Source organism: Collinsella sp. AM33-4BH (assembly GCF_003469205.1).
Classification (GTDB): domain Bacteria; phylum Actinomycetota; class Coriobacteriia; order Coriobacteriales; family Coriobacteriaceae; genus Collinsella.
Genome location: NZ_QSIN01000002.1, coordinates 287,802 through 304,865 on the forward strand (window position 1 = coordinate 287,802; position 17,064 = coordinate 304,865).

The following is a 17,064-nucleotide window of genomic DNA, read 5'->3' on the forward strand; positions in this document are numbered from 1 at the left end:
ACCAAAACTCCAATTTAGGTGTTCTGTATGTATCATGACTATATAACTTCTAGTGATTTATCGTTCGGTGACATCGTTTTCAATAATTGTGATCCAGACCAGTTTCAGATTAGCTATTGCGATCAGGATACGATTGCGATTTTATATAGACTTATAGCATATTCTTTATATGCAAAACGAGTTGTTATCCCTAGCCGGTATTTATTATCTGCTGGATCGGCATTTGATGCAGTTGAGACCCTGACCCCACTTTTAGAAGAAGGAGTAATTGTCCCGGATCTCAGGGAGGGGTACTTTTCCTTCACTGACTATGTCAGCAACATTGAAAATCCAATCCCGGAGCAACTTAAACACGCTAAGTTCCTCGATGAGCATGCTTCAACAATCTATTCATTTGACTCATATGGTCAAAGCGATATATATAAGGCTTCATTAATACGAGACATTTCAGAAGGTGGATTGCTATTTAAGCGTCTTTCAGCCGAAGGGGTTTCACCTCTTCGGCTTAGGTTATTGAAGAATGAATTATTGTCGCTTGAGGGCAGTCGAAGCAAGTTCGAAAAGGCCGCAAGAGACAATGGCATTGAACATAGCGAGCTTGTCTCAAAATGGGCGGCTCTTAGGTACTACACCACGCCTGCAGAAATATGTCCACGATGCATCAGGGATTTCCCATTTTCAGTTTCTAATGAACTGCGCAGTAGCGGTTTATCGGTGCCATTGCTTTCGGAAAATCCTGATCGACTTGGCGGTGTCCCCCAACCGATGGCGCTTTCATATGAGGCGATGGTATCTTTACCTCAAGATATTTCTCTTGATGAACTTGCTTTTCTCAGCGACATCGTTCTAAAAATAAGGAATAAAGTTCCTTGCGGACCTGCAAAATTCGCTTCTATTGCAGAAGACGGATTTAAAGACCAGGTACACGACATCAACCAAATGCTCGCTGAAGCAATCGCCACTGAAAGAAAAATGTCCCATAAACTGCAGCGTTTTTCTCTCGACTGTCTTAGAGGCGAAGCCCCCTTCTTGATTCTTTCTTGGGCATTCGGAGTATCTCTTGGCGATTCAGAAGGCGCCCTTGCTGGAGTGGCTCTATCCCTACTAAATCGCCACATCGACAGCGCTATTCTAGAAAAACGCGCTCCTTTCCTCGAGACATCTGAGCAGTTTAATCGCGATGTCTATACTTATCAAAAGAGATACTTTTAGCGCTACTATTTTGCTATCTTTGTTCTACCAGGCTAGATAACATGTGATGATTCGAGACCGCAAGGCATCCGAATCATCACATGTTATCTAGCCTGGTAGAAATTTATTGCTGCATAGCTCTTCTGTCCAAATTCAAAACATGGGCGCTGTATTTCCGTGTGAATTAATCATATGATAGCGTTATTAGTCCTTGTCTGCATTAAAGGAGGCATATTTTGAGCGGCAACTTTGATAGTCAGATGGAGCTCGTGAGGTCCCTTGCAAACGATTTTCGTAAGGCTATTGACCGCGCTCTAGAGGCCGACAAGCTTCATAGCACTGTAATTGCATCCTTTCCAAGCGGCTGTTGCGGATACACAAGTGACCTGCTGCAAAGGTATCTATCCGATAAGGGCATAGCAACGCGGTATGTGTCGGGAACATATCGCGATTTCTCAACAAATGATTCGCAGTCACATGCATGGCTTGAACTTACTGATGGCACCATAGTTGATATTACAGAAGACCAGTTTTGCAATAAGCCGCATCCCTTACAGAATGACTCTCCAGTTTACTGTGGCAAGCCGAATGATTTTTACAATCTATTTGAACTTGACCCGCCTTGTGAATGCGATGAAACAAATTCTACGGATATCGGCCGCAAGGAGAAGGAAGCGTACGATATCATCTGCAAGTTTCTTTAGGTCCGCGTGTCCGTATCTTCATAGGTGCGTGATTTGCATTGAGCAATTTTCGCCGAGCGTAAATTAACTACGACTTTAATCCTGAGGCGTTATTTATGCCTGTTACTTCTCGAAGGTCGCTTGTTGCCTACAAATTGACTTGTCATGAAGCCCGTAAACCCGACAGGCTGTTTGAACTCGATTCATTCTATAAAGGTGGATTCACTCGATTTTGGGGGCGGAAGGAGTAAGGGGCATCTAGCCGGCTTTGACTACGGCGGCTACTGCCTGCCCAAGGAAACCAAGCAGCTGCTGGCCAACTACAGGGACGTGCCGCAGAACCTGATCGAGGCCATCGTGGAGGCCAACCGCACCCGCAAGGACTTCGTGGCCGACGAGGTGCTGCAGATGGTGTGGGACCGCGTCTACGAGGGCAAGCCGAAGCCGGTCGTGGGCGTCTACCGCCTGACGATGAAGTCCAACTCCGACAACTTCCGCGCGAGCTCCATCCAGGGCGTCATGAAGCGCGTGAAGGCCAAGGGCGTGCCCGTGGTGGTCTACGAGCCCACGTTGGACGCGCCGGAGTTCTTCGGCTCCGAGGTCACCCACGACCTGGAGGCCTTCAAGGCCGGCTGCGACGTGATCGTCGCCAACCGCTGGAGCGACGACCTCGCGGACGTGGCGGATAAGGTCTACACGAGGGATCTGTTTAAGAGGGACTAGGGGAGAGGGGACTTTCCCAAGTTGGGCTGCTTTAGTCATTCGCTAGGTTAACTGCATCGAGAGCGGGCGAGTATCGGCTAACGCCGATACTCGCCCGCTTTTTACTTTCGGCTTCAATTTTTAAAACGATCGATATTAATCTATTCGAAGCGCGTGCTCTGATGGGTTTGAACTGACAAATTTCAACGCGTAATTGCGTGCCATCGAAGAGACGAGGGTATAAGTCCAACGATATGAATAATCCCTACTCTTCTGAGATTGCATTGCAATGTAATCTTTAAACCTCTGATGTCGCTATTTGCGTTCAATGGGGGTATGCATGAAAGGATGAGAATTGTCGTCGGAATACTGCCAGCCTGGCGCAGGCGACCCATATTGGTTCGAATGGTATGTCGGACTCGACTACGTGATCTCCATGCTCGCAGGATTAGATCAAATTGAGTCCGTGACTTTTCAAGAAGTCGGCCTTGAGGGGGTTGATGACGTCGTTGTCCGACGTTCGCACGGGCTTCCCATGGTGTGTGTCCAAGTGAAGCATAAAAAAGCTTCGACAGCGACCGCAAACAACCTGACGTTCGGATCGTTGGTGGCGGAGGGTGAATCGGGTGAAAAACAGAGTCCCAATAAATCTCTGCTTGCCTCTCTCGCGGCAGGATGGAAGCAAGTTTCGCGTAAAGAAGAGGCAATTCCTGAAATTATTTTGTACACGAATCGTGCGCTGGGCAAAAATAAGACAGGTGCGGAGTATATGGGAAAGCCCTACAAGAGGCTTCCCCTTGGTGAGTTCTGGGACAAACTGTCCGTAGAGCTCGGGTCTGTTGCTTCGTCTTCCGATATCACTTTCGACGACCCCGACCTCGATATGCAGTGGCACGAATTCGCCGACTCAACAAAGCTTGAGGAACCTGATATCGTGCCTTTCCTGAGAAATCTAACGATCAGGGCAGGCGCTCCGTCGCTTCACGACGAAGAGATCAAGCTAATGGGTAGATTAAGGGATGAGGTATGCGGAGGGTCAGAAGAACTGGCTTCCAGAGTATTCGACCTGCTTGCCGCCGAGCTCCGGAGATGGACCACTGCGGCGGGCGACAATATGGTTAGTGCGGAGATCGCCCGGAAATGCGTCTGCAAGCTTAACCGAAATCCAATGGATATACCAATCGAGGTCCCCATCCCTATACCAGTTTTCCCGAGTAGGGAGCGACTGTGCTTACTTTTGCGTGACAGATTGGAATCGTCCAATAGCAGGGTCATATTTCTCCAGGGAGGTCCTGGCTCTGGAAAAACGAGACTGGTCAGCTGCCTATGCGAGCGAATGAGCCCACGTCCCTTCAGGTTCTATGCATTCAAGCCCTTGGATGTCGATGACTTTAGCTATTCACCTGATGCCGGCATCGTCTCTCCCAGGGAACTGTGGGGTACCTTGCTGAATCAGCTTCGTGATACACCTGAACTTGCCGGGGAGAAGCCTAAAATACCTATTTTCAATGAACTTTGCGCAGATGACGAGCTTCGGAGTGAGGTCTTAAGGCTTGCCAAATCGCTTTCAACCAAGCGAGGCTGCAAGACGATTCTTGTGATTGACGGCATCGATCATGCCGCACGGGCCAAGGAGAGATTAACTTTTTTGGAGCACCTCCCCTCACCAAAATCGATTCCAGAAGGCGTTCAGATTCTCGTCTCCGGCCAGCCAGCTAATCTATACTCCGCCTACCCACAATGGCTCAAGGGGGAGCACGTCGGTGTCGAGATGGAGCGCCTCCCCAATATCGACGCTGATGACGTTAACGCCCTCTTGTCGGATAGGGCCGACTTTTCAGACCGAGAGACCCTCGTCCTCTCCAATGAGATTATCAATATAACCAATGGGAACACCTTGTCTGTGGTGTATGCGGTTCACGCAATCGCTGGTGAGACGGATTGTGGCTGTGCCATTGAAAAGCTGCGGTCATTGGGCCTTTCGGAAAACGTCGAGGAATACTACGAGTCTATCTGGCAGAAAGCCAATGATAAAATTCAGCAACATCACGGAAGCGGATCGAACGCGCTGGGTCTCATCGCTTCGTCGATGCACCTTCTCGACGGAGCGATCTATCCTAAGCTCCTATGCAATGCGTTTCCCGATTCTTTTTCGGAGGAGTACGTGGTGGCACGCGACATCGCTATTCTCTCTCCTTTGCTGAGAAAGTGCGCCGACGGATCCACTCGCCCCATTCACAACGATTTCAGGCTCTTCGTAAGTTCTAAGGCTTTGGAGCCCGGTATGGAAGGATACCTTCGTTTTGCGTCCGGCAGCCTCGCCGATGCCGCGTTGGGGATGGAGGGTGACGTGGTCCGATCTTGCTATGCCGTTCGTTTGCTTGCCGCCTCTGGTCGAGTTGAGGACTGCATCAGTCTATTTGACACGTCGTACGTCATCGATGCCGTTGCCCATGGCGTTCCTTGGAGTCTTCTCTGCGAGCAGGCGAAGACGGTATATGGAATGGCATGTGAGTCGGGGAAGCTGGAAAACGTGCTTAGGGTCCAACTTGCCCTTTCGACCCTTTCACAGGTAAATGAGCACTTCGAGTATTGGCTCGAGCGCAGGCCCTTTCTTCACCTCGAGGAATTGGTGGGCATGGACTACATGGTGCCGCCCCTCAACAAGGAGACAGCCACCTTGTATGCAACGACGCTCGAAAGATGTCTCTGGTTGCTTAAAGACGCCGGGTGCACGGAGCAGAGCGACGAGCTGTACGGCATCTGGTTCTCTGGCCTTTCTCCTCTAACAGCATTGAATATATTGTCGGATTCCGATGAGGAAGACGGAGTCCTCGAGGAAGACGACAGTGCTTCCATGCTGATGTCCGCATGGGGCGGTCTCGCCGCGACCCGTGGACTCGATTATGACGATTTTCTGTTCGCCCCTGATCTCGGGGGTGATGCGGAAAATCTGCAGTGCCGTTTTCGGGACGCCTTCGTGAGAGGTTTATTAATGCAGTCTTCACTGGAAGACGACGACCTCTCTAAGATCGCCGGGCTTTCGATCACAGTAGATGCAGCTACGAACATGATGCGCGATTTACTGACCGGAGCACTTCCGGCATCGCGCACTGCGCAACGCGCATTCTTCTCAAAGCTTTCGGCTTACTCGTTTAAACTTGAAATCGGTACCATAGCCTACGCCTTGTGCTTGTCAGAGGGGCTGCACGTGTCTAGTGCCGGCAGGTCCGAGCCGTTGCTGTGCCATAGGGAAGGAAATGTCTATAGTGAGGGCTTTACCCTCGGCTTGTTTGCAGAGAGCTTCATTTTCGGTTATGAATCCGACCGCGACGGTTTCGATGCCATGGGACTGGACATGGACGCGACGATCGCATGGATGGATCGCTCCGACAGGGAGTACCTGTCTATCGTCAGAACGTTGCGGGCCTCGGCCTGCCTCGGATATGCTGTGGGACATGGCGCGACCATATTGCCAGGAACCGACGAGGCGCGTGTTTTGGGGGAGTGGGCCCAGGCTCCGCATTGGCCCGGCTTATTGACTATGGAGACATGTGCCGTACCATACATCGCATTCGTCTCCGCGAAAGGCGTGGACCTTTGTGCAAAAGCGTTCGAGGAGGAAGATCTAAAGGGTTTCATTTATTCTAGAAAGCCCCTTTGCGCAAAGCTGAGGATGCTCAAGCATCTCCAGAAGATAGGCAGTGAGATTCCTAGACGCTATCTCTCGAAAGAGTATGGACCGGACGGGTCGATTTTGCTGGCATCCCAGGATGCCTCTGAGATTCACGACATGCTAAGGCCCTTGCTCGCTTCTTATGATCGAGATCTCGCGATGCATTGCGATGAGGCTATCCTCTTTGGGTCGGCTCGGTTCACCGACCACAAGGACTACTCACTGTCCAATCTCGTTGAGAGTTTCGAAATGCTTTCTGAGTTCGGGATGGCAACTGAAACTCACGCTTTTGAATTGCTCGAGCTGGACAATGCGGCATCGCAATCGGGTGACAACAGAATGTCTAGTGTGCTGATGGAGAAGGTGGCGGATTGGGCGGCGAATGAAGGTCCCGCACAATTGTCAAGAATCCGCTCGCTGCAGCCGGAGTATAGGTATGACCATTGCCTTATCGAGCATCAACTCAAGTCTTTGCTGGCGAACGCAGCGTGCTTAGGCGATGTGCTGGCTGTATTTGCTGGCATGCTCGGGAACTCGTCTTGTTGCTCGGCCGAGGACGTAGAGGGGCTCCGTTTCTGCCTTAAAACATGTAGAGATAAAGCGGTTGAACTCGGATGCGAAGATGGTTTCGAGAGTGAGGTTACTGACATAGAGAGCGCCATCAAAGACGCGCCAATAACCGAATCGTTTAAATCTGGGGTTGAGAATTCCATCGCAGATGTCCCTCGAGATCTTAGTGACCTATCGGATGAAGAGGTAAAGGACATCGCGTTTCGCCAAGAGATTGATCGCTGGTATTGGGAGCCCGTTGCCAAGGCTTGCTCGGAGTTGGTCGGTCGAGGGCAAGAAAGAAGTGAGGTCTTTAACAGCCTTGTGGAAGCGCGTGGCACTGCTCTTTGCAAAGAGGGATGGGCTCATTTCTCCACATCTGTAACCGAACTGATTGACGGCATCGCGAGCTACTCCGATGACGAGTTCTTTTTCAAACTGCTCTCGTGGAAGAACCGAGGGTTGGAAAGATACGGCTTTGGAGCCGCCCCAAACGATATCATGCATGCAATTATGGTCAGAGCGAGGGTGAGAAACCCGGCGCTTTTCGAGGTGATATTTGAGCTCGAGTGTGACAGCAAACGAAGGTGGGTCACCTGCAATGGAAAGTGCGATCTGGCTGCTTTGGAAAAGAAATCATCCGGTTTGTCCGAGCCGGAATTGTTGCCCGAGCTTGTGTCGGACATCCTGCTCGATTCGATCCTCCCTGAAGACCCACATAGGACAGAAAACGCAGTGCGGGGAATCGTCTGGGGCGGTTTACGTTTGAAAAGCATGAGAGAGCGCGTGTGCGAAGGGCTGGAGGTTCTTCGACCGTATGAACGTATCTTGCTTGAGAAGGCTCTCGGTCGCTGGTGGTGCGCTTTCCCTGGAGACGATGTGATCTGGGACTGCTTCACCAAGCTTGTCGATAAGGTTAAAAGGGCGGATGAGGTTTACCTTCTCTCAATTTATACCGGAGCACCCGGGATTATTCTCAAGCCAGGGATTGACGACCCACAGTTGACCGAAAACAGCAGCTGCGAGGTTCCATCTAGAATAGAAACCTTCCTATCGGAAGCTTATAGCCTTTGCGGTGACGGCTGCGAGGACGTCAAAGAAGCCCTGGAATTATGTCGCGGAGGGGAAGTCCGACCGTTTGTTAAACGACATATGCAAAATGACGGGGTCGTTTTTCCAGCGTGCGGACAGGAGGATTACGGCCAGGAGCTTCTCTATGCTGGATTGTGCCATGGGCGCTGGCGGGCCATTCCGAGCTGCGTAGCCGCTTCGATCCTTGTGGACCCTGCTGACGTATGGTGCTTCTCGCATTTTCCCTTTTTTAAGGACCCGGTGGCATTCGGGGTGTCAAGGGTTATCGAGTTATTCGAGGCTGGAGCGATTGAAGAAGCGGAACACGTCGCGGCCAAACTGCCCATGATCGATTTGAATGGGGGCGAGGCGTGCCTAGGCTGGAAGCTGTATATCCCATACGGGAGTCAAGCTGAACAATACGAGTATTATGGCTCCGCTCGCATGGCGTCGCTTGATTGCGAAAGCCCAGACGACGTTATTGATAGGGAGTACGGATGCTACGGACTATTGTCGGGAAAAGGAGGAGGAATGGCCTCCTCCTTTTCCCGAAACAGCATATCATTGTGCAATGCGCTGGCCGGTTGCATAACCATGACGTTCTGCGATTGCCAGGTATTCCCTTCCCGTGCTATGAGGATGCTTGGTTTCATTCCGAAAATCGACAATCCTCTAATTTGGGTTGATGCATTAGGAAACCGAGTTACTTGGTTCGAACAATTTTGCTTCCCCGTGGAAAAGGGCTTTCGTCATTCTGTCTACTATCAACAGCCGCGGTTATGGAGGTGGGTCTTTAACAAGGAGCTCGTGGAGAAAGCCGCAAAAGAACATGGATGTCGCATCTATTGGTCCACGAAGTCGAGCAATCATGTTGACCAGATAAAGGATCGATACGACATGTGCGAGGCCATAAAAATGATGTCGCCTTTTGAGAAATGATCGCATGAATCGCGTGAGCTGTGACAACAGGAAGGAGAAGGCGTGCACTTGGCACAGCATCTATATATCCTGCTTCATGTAGAGCGTTGGCCCACCACGTTGCGGGACGCCGTGTGCTGCCGGTAGCGCTTGCAGAACCTGTTGTAGGACATCGACGGGGCGCCGGCCTCCGCGCAATCGCAGGCGTACTCCGCCTGCAGGAGTTTGAGCGTGACGGGGATGGGCGGGAGGACGTTTAATTGCGGTGCCGAACGGCAATATCCGGCCGGGTGGACGGCGGTGCCGATTCGCAATATATGTGGTGTCGAAAGGGCCTTGGAATCATCTAGAAGATGAATCAGAGAATCCAAAATGCAGAGTGATAATCAAGGTATTGCCAATTGATCTTTAATGGCGGAGGAGACAATGGACCTAACGAATCAACCTGAGTACATCTCAGCGATTGTGGCAATCATTGAGTTGTTCATTTCTTGTTACCAAGCTCGTCTCAGTAATAAACAGTCTCTATTTAATCGACGTTTAAATATTTGGATAACCGTCGATAAACTCATGAGCGTTTACGCAAAAAAACGCGAAGAACTTGGAGCATAACGACGAACCGCAACTGGCTATCGACCGGCTATTTGTTTGGCTAACTAACACCACGTACTTGCAATCAATTTCAGCCTCAATAAATCATGTGTTAGATGCCGACTCTCAACTTAAATTGCATTTAAAGCTTGATGAAATGAGAACGCTCGCTATGGAGGCGAAATTTTGCTTCAAAGGAAAGAGTGGAGACGCAATAGCCGAATTCATAGAAGCTTATCAATCCCTTTTGTTTTCAATGTATCAGTATCAAATTCTATTGAATAAGATGTCTCAGAGTGCAAAGGAATATCAATGGACGCTTGAACAGGCCTCTGAAAAGTTACATGAGCCCAAACAACGAAAAGATCTCTTTGAAAAAGAAAACGCTCTTGCAGCTTCATACAAGACTCTATGTCAGCAAAACAAGTGGGGTGCAATTCAGTGGCAAATACAACTAGCAGGTCCTATATGGCGCTGAGAGAATCGATGGATTACGGGATGACTGGTAACAGCACTCAGTTTCTACTGAGATTCTAAACAAGCTATGACCTGATGCAGTTCTAATTCAAGAAGTACTTATTGAAAAGCGCTTAATAGCAATAAGGGAAGGGTATGTGAGCAGGTGCCGATTTGCCCCTTTCAAATAAAACCAATTTGGTACTTATTAAGTCTTATAGGTTGGTCCCGTCCATCTTTACTAGACCACAAGCTGATACCATATTTTTATTCAAGTCGGCAATTAGCGCTCCCGACTTGATTCCATCATCTTAATACCATTGACCCAAATGTATTAAGTAATGCGGCTTTATATCGGAAGGTTGGTTGCGCCTTGAGCATTATTAGCAGATTCCGGCTTGCTTCCAAGGAGGGTATTTGCCAGGAAAATCAACTTAGACCAATGACTCCAAAGTATGATTCTAGTCAACATGGTCGATACGTTGGCCGGCTTAACGATGCTTTATATAAGCAAAATTGCAAAAATGTAGCTCTCTCAGGATCTTACGGAAGTGGCAAGAGCAGCATTTTGGAACAATTTGCCAAAGAAGCGAAGGCGGAAGGTCATTATATTGCAAAAGTTAGTTTGGCAAATTTTTGTACCGGCCCGAGCAGCGATGGGTCAGATTCCAAACCTTCAACAACAGCATTACTTGAACGCGAAATCTTAGGCCAGCTTCTTTATCAAGGAAATCCTTCGAAAGCGAGTAAGTCGTCTTTCAATCAAGTTCATAACATTCCCCTATATCGTCAGATCCCGAAAATCCTATCCCTATCGTTAGTTCTATTTACAGCCATTATCATCGCGATGCTTCTCCCAGGCGCCATAAAGGGAGATGCCGAACGCTGGTTCAATGCTCTAGCAAGCATGAATGATGATTCCCTGCATCATTGTTTATTGATACTCATCGCCATAGCTGCCGTTACGTTTTTCCTGACTACAATTATTTCTGCATGTCTACTTTCGTCTATAAACAGCCTGCATCTAAAATCAATCTCGACATCAGGCTTGAACCTATCGCTCGATAAGGAAGTCGGCGACTCTTCATACTTCAATAAATATAGGGACGAGCTTATTTATCTCTTCGAAATTAATAAGTACGACACCGTAATTTTCGAAGATATTGATCGCTTTGACGATCTGGGCATTTTTGACGAACTGCGGAAACTCAATGACCTTTTAAACTTAGCGCCTGGCATTGTTGGCAAAAATGGCAATAAGGTTGTTAGATTTGTATATGCTATAAAGGACAGCATATTTACCTTTGGTAATGAGTCCAAAGGAGCTTCAAAAGAAGTTCTTGGCTCCGGTCGTGTCAAGTTTTTCGACATGGTCATTTCTGTAGTGCCGTTTATTTCTAAGTTTAATGCCAATGAAATGGCCGCCAAAGTTTTCGTTTCGGAGCTAAAGGATGCCGGTCAGACAGACGAAGGTGCGCGCTATTCTGATTTACTTCTTCTGGCCGCTCCATATATTGCAGACATGCGCTTGATGGTCAGCATCCGTAATGACTATCTGGTCATGACACATGAAATGGGTTCCCCTTCTTTCGGTAGTCCCTCTGCATTGGGGTTGACCTGTACAGGCATTTTGGCAATTGCTATTTATAAAAACCTCTATCCTCTTGAATATGAGGACCTTCGAATCGGCAAGGGCAAGTTAAATGAGCTGTACGACATACATCAAAAGGGGATTAATCGATTGCTTCCGCAGTATTTGGCTGCAACTAAACTCGTCCAACGCTTCAAAGAACACGGTGATCTTGTGGATGAGATTGCCGAAACGCTGGGCAATGAGCTTAAGGAGGCTTTGGATGAACGCGTCTATTCAATAAGCTGTCTATCAATAGGAAATAATTCTTTTGACACGCGAAGCAATTACTCTGACAGCATATTTCGAAAGAGTTTCTGGGTAGAGTTCTTTTCACTTAACCCCGAGGAATTCCTCTATATCGGCCATGGTCCCAATTATGGCAGCGAAGGTGTAAGGCTGACCAAAAGAGAGTTTCTTGACTTAGTTGGTATCGATTTGCCTGATATCGGAATGAAAGTTCTGTTGAACGATGGATTTAGCGACACCTCGTTTGCCAGCTTAGATTCAAAAACCGAACAACTTCGTACTGCTGATTTTTATTCTAAGCAAGATTTGCTTTGTCCAATCAATACCAATGGAGGGGAAGAGCGTCTTGAATCCTTTGCCAAAATTGTTAAACAAATAATAGGCGACGAACTTGTTTGCGAACTTATTAGGAAGGGTTATATAAGAAAAGACTTTGACCTTTACATATCTAAATATCCTACTGATGCAAAGCCGCGCGTTATTAACTTTGTCTATCACTGCTATCAGCGCGGTGTTCAGGACCTCGATTATTTCTTAGATGATGACGATTGCAATGCAGTTTTAAAAATCATTCCGACCGTTCACTTGGATCGTCCTTGTTGTTTCAACCGTTATTTGCTGTCGCATATTCTTGGCGGAGGGAACGCTCCTTCAGCCAATGTTGGTCGTGATGCAGTCATTACAACTGTAAACGGTATCGTCAACAATTACACAAGCTCAGGAAGACAGATAATCGAACGCTTGCTTGAGGAATATCCCAACAATAAGAGTCTTGTGCACAAGTTTATTTCGGCATTGCTTAATCAAACCGAGCGTAGCTTCGATATCCTCATTGAGTCATCAGGGAGCGTTTGCGCGACTCAGTCCCAGCGCGAGCTTGTTTCCTATGCTTTTGCGAACATGAATCTGGATGTTTCTTATACATGCGAGTCGATTTCTTCCTGGCTGTCGAAAAATATTGAGACCATGTCAATCGCTGATGCAGTCTCAAACGAAACTAGGGCTAATGTTATAGCGAATTATCTCAGTAGATGTTCAATTACCATTCACAAGCTAAGCGCTCTTGGAACTGAACTCAGCTCTTCGGTTGCCGAACTTGGAAACTATGACGTCACGCGCGCCAACTTGTTGTCTGCATGCAAAGCATCGGATCTTCCAACGCTAGACACGCTCGAGGAAGCATATCCTTCTGTCTATAGAAGGGTCGTTTCTTCTGAGGATTCGCTTAATTCTTACCTGACGGCTTTATATCCAGCTGAATATTCGATTGCTGGATTCCCGCCCTTTATCTTTACTAGCCTCTGTCGAGCTGCGGAGTCATGGAGCGATTCGGCCAACGTTGACGAACTCGCAAGTTCAATCATTGCCAAAATAAAACTAGACGGTGGCAAAGTTAATCTGAATGAACTCGATCCTAACAATTCAATTGATAATACAGGCGCCATGGGAATCGCGCTGGTTCGAGAGCTCGTTTTCAACCAAAAAGTTGCAGGGACATTAAGCAATGCAAGCCTTATCTTGAAGCTCGAAAATGTCGATGAATTGAGTAGCGAGCTTTGCCTGTTTGATAGATTTATAAAAGAATTTCCGATTATTGAAATGCCTGTCGACCAAACTCTGGATGATTCTGTCGTTCTGGACCTTGCTATTGGATTATTGTACAAGGCACATCCGATATCTACCAATTTGCTCAACGCAATGACCCGGCTAAGGGCGATTAACAGAAGCGTTTTCCCTCTTACGATTAATAAAGAGTCGATTGGTAAAATGCATTGCTATGACCCTGTCCTCGTTGAGCTGACCGAGAGAAACTTTATTGGACCAGCAAAGACTGTTTATGAGTATTTAGACGGACCCAAGTGGAATTCTCGCAGGAAGGTTCTAAAAAAGCTACTGCAAAAATATCCTACGAAAGACCGGTCTATCCTACCTCGACTCTTTTCGTGTGATTTACCACGAATTGTTTCCGCTGCAAAGTCCTGGGGATCGTGGTTGGCTGTGGATATCGCATCTTATCCGCACTATTACATCGATCAGAGCTGCGAGGATGATTCCGAAAAGGCGAAAGTGATCATGAAGATTAAAGAAAAAGCTGAAGAGCACGGCCTACTATAGCTTGCCCTGCCTTTGCTGCGACCAAAAGCGGCATTCGCATACGCAGCATGTATGTGAATGCCGCCCGTAGAGCAAAAGTCTGTGCCACATCATCAAGATCGGCATGTTCGACTCACAAGAGTTCTATTCAATAAGGAACGTAGAAACATACAGCGGAACAAGCATTCTGGCTAAAAGGATCGGTGAACGGGCGATCGCGTTCTACGACAGCCCGTTCACTGACCTCAGCCTCAGGACCCCCCCCTGGCCCTGATCCTTCTCGCCACGTGGAACCTCCTCGTTCTCTGGACTGCATGGCAGCCCGAGCGTAACGGGGATGCGCGGGGAGGCGTTTAATGGCGGTGCCGAACCGCAATATCCGGCCGGGTGGACGACGGTGCCGATTCGCAATATAGGTGATGTCGAAAGGACCTAGGACTCAACTGAGAAGAGCATGGCGTTCGGGGACACCTCCGCTCACCGAATCATCACCTGCTGTCTAAACTGTTAGCTCATCAATCCACCAGCAGGAATACAATTGCATCATCATTAATATGATTGCTAAGGAGATACTTTAATGCCCGGATTGTTCGCGATGCACTCACTTGTTGTCTATAGGCTTTGGGCAAATACCAATAGACACAAAGAGGAAAGACTTGATGTCTCGAATTACGGCAATAAACCTTTACTAGACTACATTTTTAGTTTTGTTAATGACAATAACGCGCCGTTTCAAGTAAATGAAGGTGAACGGTTCATTCAGTTCGATTCTTATAGGCAAATAAATGACAATGTTTTGGTCAATCTAAAATCTGGTCGTGCGGGACTTCGTGTTGATGTCGTTGACACAAGAACAATGGCCGATAGTGGCATTTCCTACACAGAGGAAATGGCCGGAATGGTCCCTTCTAGACTACTCATAAAATGTACTCCCGGATTAGGCTACGCGCTGATTGGGATTGAATCCGTTCCGAATGGCGGAGGCGCCTCAGTGCCCGTCACAGCACTAAAGAATTATATTGCCAGTCATACAACGGGAATATCCTTAAAATCAGAACGAGTGCAAGAAAGATCTGCACTAGACGCATTTACGGGAGTGGAACAATTCGAACTTCGCCGTTATCGCCCCTCCAAAAACATTGAAGACGGTACCGTGGCAAACGTGGGAACTATGTCATTCATTGCAAAACATAAAAGAGGCCTTCGCATCCCTCTAGCGACAATTGATATGATAAAAGACAAGAAAGCGGTTGCGGAGTATTTTGACGTTACGAGCAACTATTCTGGTCGAGAAGAAGTTTTTGCCACGCTAAAGCAACGTGACGGAAAACCTAAGACGTTTATGCTTGATAAGGAATTCGCAGTTCCCATAACTGAAGTATTAAATAAATCAGGACAGCCGCCACTTTCTGATGATCAGTTTATCGCCGTTTGTCTTGATAGTTTCGCCAGAGCAGAGGATGTCTTCAATAGAGATAAATAGTCTATTAGGTTACTCCGGAGGGTCGATAATATGGGCAAAATTGATTTCTGGCAACTTCTAATCAAATATATTGATACACTCCGCAATTATCAAACTAATAAAATATCGCACGGCGATATATTTGTTCAGCTAATTGTTCCTGCTTTGCTGTCGGTGGCTCTGTTTTTTAATTGGCCTGACGGCTGCATTAACCTTGAAGATTTAATATCTAATCTCATTAGCTGCATCTCTATAATTTCTGGCCTTATGTGTGGTGTTGCGGTACTTCTCTTTCAATTGCGCTTGCAAATGAGCTCTCAAAAAGATCCAAAACCACTCGATCGCGAGTTTACAATGGTTGATGAATCTTTTCATATATCTATGTGGACTGTTTTGGATGGGCTCTTCGTTGTTGGCTTGTTATGTATTGCCCCATTGACAAAAAACTTCAATGAGCTATTTTCCAGATTCTTATTCTGTCTCGCGGCCTTCTTTCTTCTTAACTTTCTACTTGTCACACTCATGACTCTAAAACGAATTAGCGCTGCATACACAGCGTTTTCACGCGGCTGGAAAATGTAGTCCCAAGCCCATGAGCTTTTGATAATAGTGCTTCACTGAGCCGCGCATATATAGAATAATCCAAATCAAATCAGAGTTTTGCGGACGCAGTCAACGATCTTGGTTGCATACGCAATGACTTACGAACATCGTTTGACGTGATCCGCTCCTTTCACCGATTGGCAAAACGATTTACACCTAATTATTGGCGCTGCTCAGGGGCATTTTCTTTGTTTGTGCCTTGATCTCGCTAAACTAGTAGCTGCTGCTACCAGGGCATTTTCTGGTGCACATTCTATTGGCTCTGCGAAGATCGGAGCGGGTATGTTTGCTGCCGAGTCCTACACCAGCCGTAACTACATTGCGATTGTTGCCATGGCCTGCCTATGCGTTTTGCTGGGCGGGCCTTCCTATGCCGCGGGCGCGGAGAGCCTCATCATTGCGGGCGCGACGTACTGCGTGCCGGGCGTGTCGGGCCCCGGCTGGGCCTGGACCGATGCCGACCACCTGGAGCTTAACGGCTACGCGGGCGAGGCCATCGGCGCCGACGGCGACCTGGTGCTGACGCTTGCCGGGCAGAACTCCGTGACGGAGTCGCATGCGCCCGATGCGGACATCACGCTGTGCGGCATGGAGGTGTGGGGCAACCTGACGCTTCGCGGCGCCGGGACCCTGACGGCGACGGGCTCGCAGTGCGGGATCCACGTCTCGCAGGCGCTCGTGGTGGACGGATGCACCGTCGATGCCCGGGCAGACGGGGCCGATATCACGGACGAGGCGGTCGCCGGTGTGATCGCCGGCGACATGGCCGTGCGCGGCGGCGGGCGCGTCGTTGCCGCGGGCGCCGGGTACGGAGCGGGCGTGCGCGCCTACGGCGTGTATCTGCAGGACGCGGGCCTTGGCGACGGTGCGGTTGGCTGCCGGCTTTCCGTCGACGCCTCGCGGCTCGATGCGACCGGTGCCGATAGCGGCGTAGCGTGCACGGGCGGGTCGCTTGTGTCCGCACGGTTTGTGACGCCTGCCGACGGGGCCTTTGGTGCTAGCGGCGTGTTGGATGCCTCCGGTGCGATGGCACCGCATGTGGTGGTTGTGCCCGATGTCGCCACGCCTCCGGCGGGGGAGACCGACAGGGGCGAGGTGACTGGCGATAGCGCGGACAAGCCCCCGCCGATGCAAGCCCCGCCGCTGGAGAGCCCACCACAGTGCCCACGGCAAATCCCTCGATGAGACC

General features: G+C 48.9%; 9 protein-coding genes. All 9 read left to right on the forward strand.

Translation table 11 applies throughout. The features are described from left to right. The first annotated feature begins 27 nt into the window (after nucleotides 1-27). The 9 genes from DW821_RS10110 to DW821_RS02820 all read left to right on the forward strand — a co-directional run bounded on the left by DW821_RS10110 (nucleotide 28) and on the right by DW821_RS02820 (nucleotide 17,060). Nucleotides 28-1,212 carry a hypothetical protein gene (locus DW821_RS10110; protein WP_147487021.1) on the forward strand — a complete coding sequence of 395 codons (1,185 nt, stop codon included), beginning with the start codon at nucleotides 28-30 and terminating at the stop codon, nucleotides 1,210-1,212. 215 nt (nucleotides 1,213-1,427) lie between these two features. Next, entirely contained in the window at nucleotides 1,428-1,895 is a 468-nt protein-coding gene (locus DW821_RS02785) for a transglutaminase domain-containing protein (protein WP_118065448.1), read from the forward strand. 195 nt (nucleotides 1,896-2,090) lie between these two features. Next, nucleotides 2,091-2,597, forward strand: coding sequence for a UDP binding domain-containing protein (locus DW821_RS02790; RefSeq protein WP_233552979.1), 507 nt, complete (start codon nucleotides 2,091-2,093; stop codon nucleotides 2,595-2,597). 334 nt (nucleotides 2,598-2,931) lie between these two features. After that, nucleotides 2,932-8,811: an ATP-binding protein gene (locus DW821_RS02795; RefSeq protein WP_118065450.1), complete on the forward strand. Its 5,880-nt coding sequence runs from the start codon at nucleotides 2,932-2,934 to the stop codon at nucleotides 8,809-8,811. 580 nt (nucleotides 8,812-9,391) lie between these two features. Next, entirely contained in the window at nucleotides 9,392-9,859 is a 468-nt protein-coding gene (locus DW821_RS02800) for a hypothetical protein (RefSeq protein ID WP_147487022.1), read from the forward strand. 351 nt (nucleotides 9,860-10,210) lie between these two features. Then, the gene (locus DW821_RS02805) at nucleotides 10,211-13,831 is read left to right on the forward strand and encodes a hypothetical protein (RefSeq protein WP_147487024.1); all 3,621 of its coding nucleotides are present in this window, start codon (nucleotides 10,211-10,213) and stop codon (nucleotides 13,829-13,831) included. 556 nt (nucleotides 13,832-14,387) lie between these two features. After that, on the forward strand, nucleotides 14,388-15,293 hold the full coding sequence (locus tag DW821_RS02810) for a hypothetical protein (protein ID WP_118065456.1): 906 nt from the start codon (nucleotides 14,388-14,390) through the stop codon (nucleotides 15,291-15,293). A gap of 30 nt (nucleotides 15,294-15,323) precedes the next feature. Continuing rightward, on the forward strand, nucleotides 15,324-15,854 hold the full coding sequence (locus DW821_RS02815) for a hypothetical protein (RefSeq protein WP_118065458.1): 531 nt from the start codon (nucleotides 15,324-15,326) through the stop codon (nucleotides 15,852-15,854). Between the two features lie 303 nt (nucleotides 15,855-16,157). Further along, nucleotides 16,158-17,060: a hypothetical protein gene (locus tag DW821_RS02820; protein ID WP_118065460.1), complete on the forward strand. Its 903-nt coding sequence runs from the start codon at nucleotides 16,158-16,160 to the stop codon at nucleotides 17,058-17,060. Nucleotides 17,061-17,064 lie beyond the last annotated feature (4 nt).